The 13,312-nt window shown below is 72.4% G+C and carries 10 protein-coding genes; 1 reads left to right on the top strand and 9 read right to left on the bottom strand.

All coding sequences use genetic code 11. From position 1 onward, the window contains the following. Positions 1-25: 25 nt before the first annotated feature. The 9 genes from IE287_RS15180 to pyrG form a co-directional block, all read right to left on the bottom strand. On the bottom strand, positions 26-1,153 hold the full coding sequence (locus IE287_RS15180) for a pseudouridine synthase (RefSeq protein ID WP_189849577.1): 1,128 nt from the start codon (positions 1,151-1,153) through the stop codon (positions 26-28). Further along, positions 1,153-1,755, bottom strand: coding sequence for an SMC-Scp complex subunit ScpB (gene scpB / locus IE287_RS15175; protein ID WP_189849576.1), 603 nt, complete (start codon positions 1,753-1,755; stop codon positions 1,153-1,155). Before scpB ends, IE287_RS15180 begins: the two co-directional genes overlap by 1 nt. After that, entirely contained in the window at positions 1,752-2,525 is a 774-nt protein-coding gene (locus tag IE287_RS15170) for a segregation and condensation protein A (protein WP_373307851.1), read from the bottom strand. The genes scpB and IE287_RS15170 overlap by 4 nt, the downstream gene beginning before the upstream one ends. Positions 2,526-2,942: 417 nt before the next feature. Continuing rightward, complete coding sequence (locus IE287_RS15165; RefSeq protein ID WP_189849574.1) at positions 2,943-3,449, bottom strand: hypothetical protein; 507 nt, start codon at positions 3,447-3,449, stop codon at positions 2,943-2,945. After that, complete coding sequence (locus IE287_RS15160; protein ID WP_226651714.1) at positions 3,434-4,477, bottom strand: ParA family protein; 1,044 nt, start codon at positions 4,475-4,477, stop codon at positions 3,434-3,436. The genes IE287_RS15165 and IE287_RS15160 overlap by 16 nt, the downstream gene beginning before the upstream one ends. Positions 4,478-4,929: 452 nt before the next feature. After that, complete coding sequence (gene ald, locus IE287_RS15155; protein ID WP_189849573.1) at positions 4,930-6,045, bottom strand: alanine dehydrogenase; 1,116 nt, start codon at positions 6,043-6,045, stop codon at positions 4,930-4,932. A gap of 146 nt (positions 6,046-6,191) precedes the next feature. After that, positions 6,192-8,177: a tetratricopeptide repeat protein gene (locus tag IE287_RS15150; protein ID WP_229883506.1), complete on the bottom strand. Its 1,986-nt coding sequence runs from the start codon at positions 8,175-8,177 to the stop codon at positions 6,192-6,194. A gap of 288 nt (positions 8,178-8,465) precedes the next feature. Next, entirely contained in the window at positions 8,466-9,092 is a 627-nt protein-coding gene (locus tag IE287_RS15145; protein WP_189849571.1) for an NUDIX domain-containing protein, read from the bottom strand. Positions 9,093-9,173: 81 nt separating this feature from the next. Next, positions 9,174-10,823, bottom strand: coding sequence for a CTP synthase (pyrG, locus tag IE287_RS15140; protein WP_189849570.1), 1,650 nt, complete (start codon positions 10,821-10,823; stop codon positions 9,174-9,176). Positions 10,824-11,455: 632 nt separating this feature from the next. Here pyrG and IE287_RS15135 point away from each other — a divergent pair. Continuing rightward, positions 11,456-13,258: a glycoside hydrolase family 15 protein gene (locus IE287_RS15135; protein WP_189849569.1), complete on the top strand. Its 1,803-nt coding sequence runs from the start codon at positions 11,456-11,458 to the stop codon at positions 13,256-13,258. Positions 13,259-13,312: the final 54 nt, after the last annotated feature.

The raw sequence follows: 13,312 nt of genomic DNA, 5'->3' as shown, positions 1-13,312 counted from the left end.
ACGGGCCCCTCCGGTGCCGGAAGCCCTACAGGCCGACTTCCTTCATCAGCATGCCGACCTCGGTGTTGGACAGGCGGCGCAGCCAGCCCGACTTCTGGTCGCCCAGGCCGATCGGGCCGAAGGCGGTGCGGACCAGCTTCTCGACCGGGAAGCCGGCCTCGGCGAGCATGCGGCGCACGATGTGCTTGCGGCCCTCGTGCAGCACGACCTCGACGAGGTAGTTCTTGCCGGTCTGCTCGACCACGCGGAAGTGGTCGGCGCGGGCGTAGCCGTCCTCCAGCTCGATGCCGTCCTTGAGCCGCTTGCCGACCTCGCGGGGCAGCGGGCCGGTGATGGCGGCCAGGTAGGTCTTCTTCACGCCGTACTTGGGGTGGGTGAGGCGGTGGGCCAGCTCGCCGTGGTTGGTGAGCAGGATGATGCCCTCGGTCTCCGTGTCGAGCCGGCCGACGTGGAAGAGCCGGGTCTCGCGGTTGGTGACGTAGTCGCCCAGGCACTGGCGGCCGTCCGGGTCCTCCATGGTGGAGACGACGCCGGCCGGCTTGTTCAGCGCGAAGAACTGGTACGACTGGGTGGCGACGGTCAGGCCGTCGACACGGATCTCGTCCTTCTCCGGGTCCACGCGGAGGCCCTGCTCGAGGACGATCTCGCCGTTGACCTCGACGCGGGCCTGCTCGACCAGCTCCTCGCAGGCGCGGCGCGAGCCGTAGCCGGCGCGGGCCAGCACCTTCTGCAGGCGCTCGCCCTCCTGCTCGGCGCCCGGGAAGGTCTTCGGGGTCTTGACCTCGGGCCTGTTCGCGTACCGCTCGCGGTTGCGCTCCTCGGTCCTGGCCTCGTACTCGCGCGAGCGCGCCGGGGCCGTGCGGCCGCCCCGCTGCGGCTGCTGCTTCGGGGACTGCCGGGGGCCGCCCTTGGCGCCGCCGCGGGCGGCCTCGCCACGGCCCTTGCGGGGGGCCTGGCCGCCCTTGGCGCCGTCGGAGGGCATGCTCACGTCGTAGGTGCGCTCCTCGGGGCGGGCCTTGCGGGGGCGGCCGGCGCTCTGGCCGCGCTCGTCGCGGCCGTTGCCCGCTCCCCGGTAGTTGTTGCCGCGGCCGCCGCTCTTGGCACCACGGCTCCCGCCGTTGCTTCCGCTGTTCCTGCCGCTGCTGCTTCGCATCACGCTTCCGTCGTCTCTTCGTCCGCTGGTTCGTCCCTGTCGGGATCGAACGACGGAACGCCTTCCAGGGAGTCCGGTTCGACCGCGTCCGCCTCGGGGAGGAAGGGCGCGAGCTCCGGGAGCTCGTCCAGGCCGCGCAGGCCCATCCGCTCCAGGAAGTAGTTCGTCGTCCTGTACAGGATCGCACCTGTTTCGGGTTCCGCGCCCGCCTCCTCCACGAGACCCCGCTGGAGGAGGGTGCGCATCACGCCGTCGCAGTTGACGCCGCGGACCGCGGAGACCCGGGACCGGCTGACCGGCTGGCGGTACGCGACCACCGCCAGGGTCTCCAGTGCGGCCTGGGTCAGCCGGGCCTGCTGGCCGTCCAGGACGAAGGCCTCGACGGCGGCGGCGTGGGCGGGCCGGGTGTAGTAGCGCCAGCCGCCGGCGACCCGGCGCAGCTCGAAGCCGCGCCCGTCGGCGGTGTACTCGTCGGCCAGCTCGTGGAGGGCGTCGGCGACCTCGCGCGGGGTGCGGTCGAGGACCTTGGCGAGGTGGGCCTCGGCGGCGGGCTCGTCGACGACCATGAGGACGGCTTCGAGGGCGGGCTTGAGGTCGCTCATGCGGGCTCCGGTGCTTCCTGGTCGAATTCTGCCGTGACGAGGGTCTCCCCGTCGCCGCCGGTCCAGGAGACCGTGAGCTCGCCGAGCGGGTCCTCCTGGTCGAGGGCGACGGCCTTCTCCCGGTAGAGCTCCAGGAGGGCGAGGAAGCGGGCGACGACGGTGAGGGTGTCCCCGGCGTCCTCGACCAGCTCCCGGAAGGTGGCGGTGCCGCGCCCGCGCAGCAGGGAGGCGACGATCCCCGCCTGTTCCTGGACGCTGACCAGCGGGGCGTGGATGTGGTCCACGTAGACCTGCGGCACGGCCTTGGGCTGCATGGCCTTCACGGCGAGCTTCGCGAAGCCCTCGGCGCCGATCGAGAGGACGACCTCGGGCAGCAGCTCGGCGTGGTGCGGCTCCAGGCCGACGGTCCGGGGGTGGCGCCGCCCCTCCGCCTCCCAGCGGTCGGCGAGGATCTCGGCGATCCGCTTGTAGGCGCGGTACTGGAGGAGGCGGGCGAAGAGCAGGTCCCGGGCCTCCAGGAGGGCCAGGTCGGCCTCGTCCTCGACCTCGGCGGCGGGAAGGAGCCGGGCGGCCTTGAGGTCGAGCAGGGTGGCGGCGACGACCAGGAACTCGGTGGTCTGGTCGAGGTCACCGTCGGGCCCGAGGTTCCTGATGTGGGCCATGAACTCGTCGGTGACCCGGGAGAGGGCGACCTCGGTGACGTCGAGCTTGTGCTTGGTGATCAGCTGGAGCAGCAGGTCGAACGGCCCCTCGAAATTGGCGAGCCGCACGGTGAACCGCCCGTCGCCGGCCCCGGCCTCCGCGCCGGCCCCGGTCTCGGCCTCGGGACCGGACCCGCCCTCGAACCCGGCTTCGGCTTCGGCTTCGGGACCATCCTCAGGGCCGCCCCCGGACTCCGGCGCGGGGCCCGCCTCGGGACCGGGACCGGAAGGACCGGAATCGCCCCCGGGGGCCGCGGGGGCCTCGGAGGCCGCCCCGGCGGGGAGGGAGGGCCCGGGCTCCGGCTCGGCCGGGAGAAGGGGCCCGGGCTCCGGCTCCGGCGTCGGTACGGCTCCGGAACCGCCGTCCGGGAGCCCGCCGCCCCGCCCCAGCGCGCGGCGGCGCGGCGGGCGGGACGTTTCGTCAGCGTGGCGGTGCATCGGGGGCGGTTCCAGGGGTGCGGGGGCGGTGCCGCCCGCAGGCTACCGTCAGCGGCCGCGCAGACGGCGGACGAGGATGCTCGCGTCGCCCCGGGACTCCAGGTCCGCCAGGACCACCGCGACGGCCTCGCGGACGATGCGGCCGCGGTCGACGGCGAGGCCGTGCTCGCCGCGCAGCACCAGGCGCGCGTGCTCCAGGTCCATCAGCTCCTCGGCGGAGACGTAGACCGTGATCTTCTCGTCGTGGCGCTCCCGCCCGCTGGGGCGCCGGTTGGTGGTCCGGCCGCGGCGCCGCGCGGGAGCGGCCGCCTGGGCGGCCGCCTTCACGGGGGCGGGCTGCGGGGGCACCTGGTCGGTCTCCCGGGCGCGCGGCTCGGCCGCCTCCGAGTCGGCCGCCGCGTGCTCGGCGGAGGCACCGCCGTCCGCTCCGGCAGCCGTGTCGCTCTCTCCCGCCGGAGCGGGAACGGTTCGGCGGGGCGAGGACGCCTGGAGCGCCATCCCCCCGGTCGTACGGAAGAGTTCGTCGGCTCCGGGCAGACTCACTCGGCGTGACACCGGGCGAGCACCTCCCTGGCGAGCTGGCGGTAGGCGGCGGCGCCCACGGAGTTGGAGGCGTACGTGGTGATGGGCTCGCCGGCGACCGTGGTCTCCGGGAAGCGCACCGTCCGGCCGATCACCGTGTGGTACACGTGGTCGTCGAAGGCCTCGACGACGCGCGCGAGTACCTCGCGGGAGTGCACGGTCCGGGAGTCGTACATGGTGGCGAGGATGCCGTCGAGCTCCAGCTCGGGGTTGAGCCGCTCCTGGACCTTCTCGATGGTCTCGGTCAGCAGGGCGACACCGCGCAGCGCGAAGAACTCGCACTCCAGCGGGACGATGACCTTGTGGGCCGCCGTCAGGGCGTTCACGGTCAGCAGGCCGAGCGAGGGCTGGCAGTCGATCACGATGTAGTCGTAGTCGTTCATCAGCGGCTTGAGGGCGCGCTGGAGCGTGGACTCGCGCGCGACCTCGGAGACCAGCTGCACCTCGGCGGCGGAGAGGTCGATGTTGCTCGGCAGCAGGTCCATGTTGGGGACCGCCGTCTTGAGCAGCACCTCGTCCGCCGACATGCCCCGCTCCATGAGCAGGTTGTAGACGGTGAGGTCGAGCTCCATCGGGTTCACGCCGAGGCCGACCGACAGGGCGCCCTGCGGGTCGAAGTCGACGAGCAGCACCCGCCGTCCGTACTCGGCGAGCGCGGCACCCAGGTTGATGGTCGACGTGGTCTTGCCGACGCCGCCCTTCTGGTTGCACATCGCGATGATCTTGGCGGGGCCGTGGTCGGTCAGCGGGCCCGGGATCGGGAAGTACGGCAGCGGCCGTCCGGTGGGGCCGATCCGCTCGCGGCGCTGGCGGGCAGCGTCGGGCGCGAGGGTGGCCGCGTACTCCGGGTCGGGCTCGTACTCGGCGTCGGGGTCGTAGAAGTGCCCCTCGGGCAGCTCGTCGTAGGCGGCGAAGTGGGTGGACTCTCGGCCCATCTCGTTGCCGGCCGTGGCGTTCACGTGTAGGCCGTCCATCGTCTTCAGCGTGTGGGTTGTCGTCATGGGCTGGTGCGTCGCGAAGGTCCGCACCGCGACGGAGCCGACCGGGGCACCTGGCGCACCGCTCCCGGGAGTAAATGTCGACTTATTCACAAGTCGTCTTACCTCCTTGGATGTGACCAGGAACATTTATCGATCTGTCAGCGTGGCACCATGCCGACGGTTGGCGACTCTATGGCGTGTCACCGGTCCGCAGCAACACAATCGCCCGGACCCGGCCCGTTGTGTCGGCAACCGAACACGCCTCTGTCAAGGGCGCGCAACGATGCATCCACACGTTTCAGGGGTGTGCGAAACGGTTAAAGGGTTACGTTCGACGCGAGTTGACCGAACGTTTTGGCGTGGCCGGAGACACAGCCGGCCGGACCTTGTCGAACAAGGTCCGGCCGGGTGCGTGACATTGACGGCGGGCGTTGACGGGGTCGGCGCCCGGGCCGTCGACGGTCCCTTCGGGGTCAGCCGATGAGGGCGCTCAGCTCGACGTGCTCGTAGCCGTGCGCCTCGGCGACCTCCTTGTAAACCACCTTGCCGTCATGGGTGTTGAGACCCAGGGCGAGGGCGGCGTCGCGGCGGAGCGCCTCGGCCCAGCCGTTGTTCGCCAGCGACACGATGTAGGGCAGCGTGGCGTTGGTGAGGGCGTAGGTGGAGGTGTTCGGGACCGCGCCGGGCATGTTGGCGACGCAGTAGAAGACCGAGTTGTGGACCTGGAAGGTCGGCTCGGCGTGGGTGGTCGGGTGCGAGTCCTCGAAGCAGCCGCCCTGGTCGATCGCGATGTCGACAAGGACACTTCCGGGCTTCATCTTGGCGACGAGCTCGTTGGTGACCAGCTTCGGGGCCTTGGCGCCCGGGATGAGGACGGCGCCGATGACGAGGTCGGCCTCGACGACGGCCTTCTCGAGCTCGTAGGCGTTGGAGACGACCGTCTGGACCTTGGTGCCGAAGATCTTGTCGGCCTCGCGGAGCTTGTTGATGTCGCGGTCGAGCAGGGTCACGTGGAAGCCCATGCCGACGGCGATCTGGGTGGCGTTCCAGCCGGAGACGCCGCCGCCGATGACGACGGCCTTGCCGGCGTGGGTGCCGGGGACGCCTCCGGGGAGGACGCCGCGGCCGCCGACCGAGCGCATCAGGTGGTAGGCGCCGACCTGCGGGGCCAGGCGGCCCGCGACCTCGGACATCGGGGCGAGCAGCGGGAGGGCGCGGTTCGCGGTCTCGACCGTCTCGTACGCGATGGCGGTGGTGCCGGACTCCAGGAGGGCGTCCGTGCACTCCTTGGAGGCGGCCAGGTGCAGGTAGGTGAAGAGCGTCTGGTCCTTGCGGAGGCGGTGGTACTCCTCCGCGATCGGCTCCTTGACCTTGAGGAGCAGGTCGGCCGTGCCCCAGACCTCGTCGGCGGTGGCGAGGATCTCGGCGCCCGCGGCGACGTACTCCTCGTCCGTGATCGAGGAGCCGACGCCGGCGTTCTGCTCGATGAAGACCTGGTGGCCGTTGCGGACGAGCTCGTGGACACCGGCGGGGGTGATGGCCACGCGGAACTCGTTGTTCTTGACCTCGCGGGGGATGCCGACCTTCATCGTCGATCACGGTCCTTGAATCAGGGGGATAACTGGTGCACTGCGATACATACCCGGATGCACTGCGGCGCACCGGGGCAGACCACGCTCGAACGCGGCAGAACCAGTCTAATGAAGGAGTTCCCGCTGTCTAGCCTTTCAAAGTACTAATCTTCAGCGGACCCACTGCGGATTTCGTAGGCAGAGCGTTCGGATTCCAGCAGACGGTCCGCCGCGGCCCGGTGCAGCCGGGCCGCGGCCGGGTCTCCGAGCCGGTCGAGCGTGTCGGCGAGCCGGAGCTGGAGCGCCGCCTGGAGCCGGGTGTCCCGGGCACGGCGCGCCCACTCGACCGCCTCCTCGCAGGTCCGCAGCGACTCCTCCGGGCGGCCCGCGTACTCCTGCACCCGCGCCGCCTCGCTCAACGCCCGCGCGTGGCCCGGGAGATCGCCGAGCCTGCGGTATCCGGCCGCGGCCGCCCGCCAGTGCCGGAGGGCCTCGCCGTACCGTCCGGCGTAGGTCTGCACGGCACCGAGCCGGGTGTAGAGGCGCGCCTGGTCGGCCCGCTCGTCGTGGGCGAGGCGCTGGGCGAGGGCGCGGCCGTACCAGTCGCCGGCCCGCTGCCAGTCGCCGAGCTCCTGGTAGCTGCCTCCTACGGATTCCATTGCGCGACCGGTGGCGTACGGATCATTTGCTTGCCTTCCCGCCTCCCATGCCAACCGATATCGCAGCAGAGCGTCCTTCGTGCGGCCGGTCCGGGCGTCGAGGTCGCCGAGGTTGAGCAGGGCCGCGGCCCGCTCGCGGTGCAGTCCGCGCCGCTCGGCCACGTCGAGGACGAGCCGGTGCAGCCCGTAGAGGTCGGGGGCGGCGGCCTCGGCGCCGCCGTGCGCGGTGAGCGCCCGCACCAGGGAGGCGATGAGCCGGCGGGCGAGGGTGTCCAGCTCGCCGTCGGCGACGGCCATCCGGGCGCAGGCGAGGAGGGCCGGCCGGCGCGAGGCGAGCCACCGGGCCGCCTCCTCGGGGGTGGCGAAGCGCAGGGCGCGCGGCAGACCGGCGAGTTTGCGCCGGGCCGGGGAGCCCTCGGGTTCGGTGACCGCACGGCAGGACTGGAGGAGCCGTACGGTCCGCTCCAGCATCCGGGCCCGGGCGAGCTGCACCTCGGCGGGCCGGTCGCGCTCCTCCAGCTGGGCGCGGAGGAGGGGGACGAGATGGCCGGGGGCCTCGTACTCGCCGTCCCCGGTCTCGGTGACCAGGCCCAGGCGGGCGAAGTCCGCGAGGGTGGTCGCCGCGGCCTGGACCGAGCAGCCGGCCAGGGCCGAGGCGGTGTGGGCGTCGGCCCGGCCGAGCGGGGCGAGCGCCAGGTAGCGCAGTATCCGGGCGGCCGGCTGGGGCAGCGCCTGGTGGGCGAGGAGGAAGGCGCGGGTGAGGGGGTCGCCGTTCTGGCCGCGCAGCCGCTTGGCGAGGTCGGCGACGGAGGTCTCGGGCCGGCCGGCCAGCCAGCCGCCGGCCAGGACCACCGCGCCGGGCAGGCCGCCGCACTCCTCGACCAGGGCCTCGGCGGCCTGCGGGTCGACGGTGATGCGGACCGATCCGGTGGAGGAGGTCAGCAGCTCGATGGCCGACTTCGGGTCGAGCCCGCCGAGGGTGCAGGGCCGGACGTCGGGGATCCCGGTGAGCGGCCCCCGGGCGACCGCGACGACCAGGGCGTCGGGATGGTCCGGCAGGAGCGGCTCGGCCTGCTCGGCGTCGACGGCGTCGTCGAGCAGCAGCACCGCGCGGCGCCCGCCGAGTGCCGCGCGGACCAGTTCGGTCAGCTCGTCCTCGGCGGCGCCGGGCGGTTCCGCGACCCCGAGGTCGCGGAGGAGTTCGCGGGCGGCCCGGGCGGTGGGGACGGGTTCGCCGCCGGGCTCGGTGAGCCGGGTGCGGTAGACGCCGTCGGGGTAGCGGGAGGCGACCGAGGCGATCAGTTCCTCGGCGAGCGCGGTCCGGCCGGAGCCGGGCCGCCCGGCGACGAGGAGGACGCGTGCGCGGGGTTCCTTGCGGCCGGTGAGGGTGTCCAGGCCGGTCCGCTCGATGTCGGCGCGGAGGGCCTTCAACTCCCGCTGCCGGCCGTAGAACTGCCGGCTGCCGGCCGCTGCCACCGCCTGATCCGTCACGGGCCACACTCCCGTCCACCTGCGCACGAGCCGATCCCGCGGGGGGCTCCGCACGGGCGTGTACGAGCGTAGTTCAGCGCCCGCCACCGACCCGGCGGAGCAGGGCGGGCACGTCCCCCGATCGGATCAGCAGACAGTCACACCGGTGGCCCCGCCCGCCCCGTGGCGGTCTCCCGCCCCGCGGCGGGCACGCGCCCCGGGCGGGAGACCCCCCGCCCCGGGGCGGGGGCGCCATCCGCGACGCGGGCAGCCGGGGCGCCACGCCCCGAAGACGCGGGACCCGGGGCGCTACGCCTCGAACGGACGGGCCGGCCAGGGCGCGTCGGCCGGGCGCAGGGCGTCGACTCCTTCGCCGGCCCGGGCGGCGACCAGCGCCAGCACGCCCACCACGAGGCAGTTGTTGTGCAGCTCGCCCGCGAGGACCCCGCGCACCAGCTCGTCCAGCGGGACCCGCTCCACCTCCATGTCGGCCTCCTCCTCGGAGACCTCGTACCGCTCCCCCTCCGCCTCGGCCAGGTCGCGCGCCAGGAAGATCCGTACGGCCTCGTCGCAGCCGCCCGGGGTGGTGTAGACGTCCGCGAGGACGCGCCACTCCCCCGCCTTGGCGTACGCCTCCTCGTACAGCTCCCGCTGGGCGGCGTGCAGAGGGTTCTCGCCGGGCACGTCGAGGAGCCCGGCCGGGATCTCCCACAGCTTCTGCCGCACCGGGTGGCGGTACTGGCGCAGCACCAGCACCCGGTCGCGGTCGTCCAGCGCCAGCACGGCCACCGAACCCGGGTGGACCTGGTAGTCACGGCGGGCGACCGAGCCGTCCGGCATCACCACGTCGTCCGTGCGGACACTCGTCTTGTTTCCCTTGAAGGGGGTGGTGGTGGCGACGACCCGCCACTCCTCCGGGGTGTCCTGCACCTGCATCGGTAGTCCTCCCACATACGAAAAGCCGGGGTGCGCGTCCTCGTGCGAGAACCCGTACCCCGGCTACGTTAACGCCCCGTACTACTGGGCCGTCTTGCGCGCGACGGCCGCCTTGACCAGGCCCGCGAAGAGCGGGTGCGGGCGGGTGGGGCGGGACTTCAGCTCCGGGTGCGCCTGGGTGGCGACCAGGTAGGGGTGGATCTCCTTCGGGTACTCGACGAACTCGACGAGCTTGTTGTCCGGGGAGGTGCCGGAGAAGACCAGGCCGGCCTTCTTCTCCAGCTCGGCGCGGTAGCCGTTGTTCACCTCGTAGCGGTGGCGGTGGCGCTCCTCGACGTACGGCTCGTCGCCGTAGGCCTCGCGGACCACCGAGCCCTCGGCGAGCTTCGCCGGGTAGAGGCCCAGGCGCATGGTCCCGCCCAGGTCGCCGGCGCCCTCCACGTAGGCGAGCTGCTCCTCCATGGTGGAGACGACGGGGTGCGCGGTGGCCGGGTCGAACTCGGTGGAGTTGGCGTCCGGGATGCCCGCCAGGTTCCGCGCGGCCTCGATGACGATGCACTGGAGGCCCAGGCAGATGCCGAGCAGCGGCACCTTGTTCTCGCGGGCGTACTGGATCGCGCCGATCTTGCCGTTCACGCCGCGGTCGCCGAAGCCGCCGGGGATGAGGATCGCGTCGGCGTCGCCGAGCTGCTTCTGCGCGCCCGCCGGGGTCTTGCAGTCGTCGGAGGTGACCCACTTGACCTTGACGCGGGCCTTGTTGGCGAAGCCGCCGGCGCGCATGGCCTCGGTGATGGAGAGGTAGGCGTCGGGCAGGTCGATGTACTTGCCGACGAGCGCGACGGTGACCTCGTGCTCCGGGTTGTGGACGCGGTCCAGGAGGTCCTCCCAGACGGTCCAGTCCACGTCGCGGAAGGGCAGATCGAGCTTGCGGACGACGTAGGCGTCGAGGCCCTCGGTGTGCAGCACCTTCGGGATGTCGTAGATCGACTTGGCGTCGATGGCGGCGACCACGGCGGCCTCGTCGACGTCGCACATCAGCGAGATCTTGCGCTTGATGGCGGTCGGGACCTCGCGGTCGGCGCGCAGCACGATCGCGTCGGGCTGGATGCCGATGTTGCGCAGCGCGGCGACGGAGTGCTGGGTCGGCTTGGTCTTGAGCTCGCCGGAGGGGCCGATGTAGGGCAGCAGCGAGATGTGCACGACGAAGACGTTGTCGCGGCCGACCTCGTGGCGGACCTGGCGGACGGTCTCCAGGAAGGGCAGCGACTCGATGTCGCCGACCGTGCCGCCGACCTCGGTGATGACCACGTCGACGTCGTCGGTGGCCATGCGCCGGATCCGCGACTTGATCTCGTTGGTGATGTGCGGGATGACCTGCACGGTGTCGCCGAGGTACTCGCCGCGCCGCTCCTTGGCGATGACCTGCGAGTAGACCTGGCCGGTGGTGACGTTGGCCGAGCCGTCGAGGTCGACGTCGAGGAAGCGCTCGTAGTGGCCGATGTCCAGGTCGGTCTCGGCGCCGTCGTTGGTGACGAACACCTCACCGTGCTGGAAGGGGTTCATCGTGCCCGGGTCGACGTTGAGGTACGGGTCGAGCTTCTGCATCGTGACCCGCAGGCCCCGGGCCTTGAGGAGCGCACCCAGGCTGGAGGCGGTGAGGCCCTTGCCGAGCGAGGAGGCGACACCCCCGGTGACGAAGATGTGCTTGGTCGTCGTGGTGTTGGGCGGCATCGCCAAGAGGGGGCTCCCGTGGTCGCGTTCTGGAGGTGCGAAGCGGCAGGTCCTCCGGAAGAATCGGGGGTGCCGTCGCTGCGGTTTCGGGGGTTTCGGCTGGCGCCGTTTCCCACCGGTCCACGGGGTACCAGGGTATCAGTGACCGCAGGAGACCGCGCCAGGCCACACGGTCGGCATAGCGGCCGACCGGGTGGGAAGGCGGGTGGTGGGGCCGTCCGGGGGGCCGGACGGAGGCCCTCGTTCCGCTCCCGCCGGAGGCCCGGACGGGACGGAATCGGCCACCGGACCGGGCCTCGACCAGGGGCTGGGCAGGGAGGAGGCCTGGGGGAAACGTTCCGGCGAAGCCCGGAAAAAGACCCCGTTCACCCATTCGGAGCAATGCGCGTTACCCGGGTGATCACTGCGGTCACTAGGGTGCGGACCATCCCGCTCGGACCACGTCTCCGGGCGGCCGGCCGACGGCACCACCCCGCCCGTGGATCCGGACCGGGAGCCGTGTCGCCTCCCCTCGACCCGCTGCCGGAGCCGGCCATCCCGCACACTGGCACCGCGGGCACCTCCCGCAACTCGCAAGATCATGCTGCACGCGCCCCGAGGGGCGGACAGGCCGTTCGACTGGAGTGAAGCACGTGGCCGGGCGTATCGAGGATTACGCACTCATCGGGGACATGCAGACCGCGGCGCTGGTCTGCCGGGACGGCAGCGTCGACTGGCTCTGCCTGCCCCGCTTCGACTCGCACGCGATCTTCGCGGGGCTGCTGGGCACCGAGGAACACGGCTTCTGGAGAGTGGGCCCGGCCGGCCCCGCCGACGCCGACCCCGCCCCCGCCGACCGCCGCCGCTACCGGGGCGACTCGCTGGTCCTGGAGTCCGAGTGGGACACCCCGCGCGGCACGGTCCGGGTGACCGACTTCATGCCCCCGCGCGACGGCGCCCCGCAGCTGATCCGGATCGTGGAGGGGATCAGCGGCCGGGTCCCGATGCGCTCGGCGCTGCGGATGCGGTTCAGCTACGGCCGGATCGTGCCCTGGGTGCACAAGGTCGGCGACCGCACCGTCGCCGTCGCCGGACCCGACTCCGTCTGGCTCGACACCGACGCCGAGACCCACGGCGAGGACCTCACCACCTACTCCGAGTTCACCGTCTCCCCCGGCGAACGGATCGCCTTCACCCTCTCCTGGCAGCCCTCGCACAAGGAGCCGCCGGCGCTGCCGGACCCCGAGGGCTCCCTGGAGGCGACCACCGTCTTCTGGCGCGACTGGGTGGAGCACTGCACGTACCACGGCCCCTACCGGGAGGCCGTGGTCCGCTCCCTGATCACCCTGAAGGCGCTGACGTACGCGCCGACCGGCGGCATCGTCGCCGCCCCCACCACCTCGCTGCCGGAGGAGATCGGCGGCGTGCGGAACTGGGACTACCGCTACACCTGGCTGCGGGACGCCGCCATCACCCTCTCCTCGATGCTGCGCACCGGCTACCGCGAGGAGGCCCGCGCCTGGCGGGACTGGCTGCTCCGCGCGGTCGCCGGCGACCCGGAGAACCTCCAGATCATGTACGGCATCGCGGGCGAGCGGGAGCTCGGCGAGGCGGAGCTGGACTGGCTGCCCGGGTACGAGAACTCCGGCCCGGTCCGGGTCGGCAACGGCGCCGCGAACCAGCTCCAGCTCGACGTGTACGGCGAGGTCACCGAGGCCCTGCACCTGGCCCACATGACGGGCCTGTCCCGCAACGACTACGCCTCGCTGCTCCAGATCAAGCTGATCGCCTACCTGGAGAAGAACTGGAACCAGCCCGACGAGGGCATCTGGGAGGTCCGCGGCCCCCGCCGGCACTTCACCCACTCCAAGGTGATGGCCTGGGTGGCGGTCGACCGGACGATCAAGCTGATCGAGTCCGGCGACGCGGAGGGACCGCTGGAGCGCTGGCGCGAGCTGCGCGACGAGATCCACCGGGACGTCTGCGAGAAGGGCTACGACAAGGAGCGGAACACCTTCACCCAGTCGTACGGCTCCAAGGAGCTGGACGCCTCGCTCCTGCTGATCCCGCAGATGGGCTTCCTCCCGCCGGACGACAAGCGGGTGATCGGCACCATCGAGGCGATCCAGCGCGAGCTGTCCACCGAGGACGGCTTCGTGCTGCGCTACCCGACGGCCGGCGAGGAGGCGGGCGTCGACGGCCTGGAGGGCGACGAGGGCGCGTTCCTCGCCTGCTCCTTCTGGCTCGCCGACGACCTGGCGATGATCGGCCGGGTCGACGAGGCCCGCACCCTCTTCGAGAAGCTGCTCTCGCTCCGCAACGACCTGGGGCTGCTCGCCGAGGAGTGGGACCCCCGGCTCCAGCGGCAGGTGGGCAACTTCCCGCAGGCGTTCAGCCACGTCCCGCTGATCGACACCGCCCTGCGGCTGACCGCGAGCGGCGCCTACGGCGGCTGAGCGGCGCCCCCGGGGGCCGGGACCTACGATGAGAGGTGTCCCTGGCCCCCGTAC

The organism is Streptomyces omiyaensis, from assembly GCF_014650895.1.
Classification (GTDB): domain Bacteria; phylum Actinomycetota; class Actinomycetes; order Streptomycetales; family Streptomycetaceae; genus Streptomyces; species Streptomyces omiyaensis.
Note: the sequence above shows the minus strand (reverse complement) of the source record. Positions and strands in the feature narration are given on the sequence as shown.